Source organism: Nonomuraea sp. NPDC049141, from assembly GCF_040648415.1.
Classification (GTDB): Bacteria; Actinomycetota; Actinomycetes; order Streptosporangiales; family Streptosporangiaceae; genus Nonomuraea.
This window is the reverse complement of record NZ_JBEZDR010000269.1, coordinates 1-1127: the sequence shown is the minus strand read 5'-3', so window position 1 is coordinate 1127 and position 1127 is coordinate 1. Positions and strand designations below refer to the sequence as shown.

At 72.3% G+C, this 1127-nt stretch carries 1 protein-coding gene; it reads right to left on the bottom strand.

Annotation, left to right across the window (positions count from 1 at the left end):
• Positions 1-1127, bottom strand: a 1127-nt coding sequence (locus AB0B91_RS66390) for a serine hydrolase domain-containing protein (RefSeq protein WP_358343334.1), incomplete at both ends; no start/stop codon positions are given.

The window sequence follows — 1127 nt, the reverse complement described above, 5'->3', positions numbered from 1 at the left end:
TCCGTGACCGGCTCCAGGGTCATCTCCAGGGGCGGGGAGAGGTCCTTCATGCCGTCGACGAACTCGTAGCGCATGTGCGCGTTCCCGTCGTCGTCGCGGCTGACGGTGATGACGACACCTTCCCGCTTGTACGTGCCCAGCAGCGGCGTGATGTCGACGGCCGGGGGCCGCGCGGGCGGTCCGAAGGGGGCGGGCATGGTGACGCCGGCGAGCTCGCCGAGCAGCTCGCGGAACAGGTCCGCGTAGAGCAGCCGGGCGCTGCCGCCGTTGGTCATCAGGGCCACGGCCACGCCCGCGTGCGGGACGACCCGCAGGTAGGCGTACTGGCCGATGGCGGCGCCGTCGTGGCCGTAGCCGGCGATGCCGTCCCAGTCGTACAGGGTCCAGCCCAGGCCCCAGCCGTCGGCGCTGACCGTCCACTTGTCCGGCACGTCCACCTCGCGGCGCCGCATCGCCGCCACCGCCTGCGGCGACAGCACCCCCTTGCCGTCCTCCAGGTGCATGCGGGCGAGGCGGGCCAGGTCACCGGCGGAGACCAGCACCCGGCCGTAAGGGCCCGCCGAGCGCGGCATCATGTCCCACACCGGTGCCGGGTCCGGGTCCTTTCCGGGCTCGCCCAGGTGGCTCATGGCCACGCGGAAGCGCAGGGCCTCCTCCGGCAGCGTCATCGACCGTCGCAGCCCCAGGGGGGCGAACAGCAGGTCCTTCAGCGCCTGGTCCCAGGTCAGCCCGGTGACCACCTCGATGACCCGGCCCAGCACCACGTAGCCGAGGCCGCCGTAGGAGACCGCGGTGCCAGGCGGGCAGTCCAGCGGCACCTCCCGGGCCGCCTCGACGTACTTGGCCAGGCAGTCGTCGCCGCGGCCTGAGTCGTGGTTGAAGTCGTTGGTCACCCCGCCGGTGTGGGACAGCAACTGCCGGATGGTGATCGTCTTGGTGGCTTCCGGGTCGGGGGTGGCGAACTCCGGCAGCACGTCCACCACCGGCGCGTCCAGCTCCAGCCGGCCTTCGTCGACCAGCCGCATCACCAGCGTGGCGGTGTAGACCTTGGCGATCGACCCCGAATGGAAGATGGAGTCCGGCGTCACCTCCACCCCGGTCCCCCGGTGCAGCAGCCCGCTGGCCAG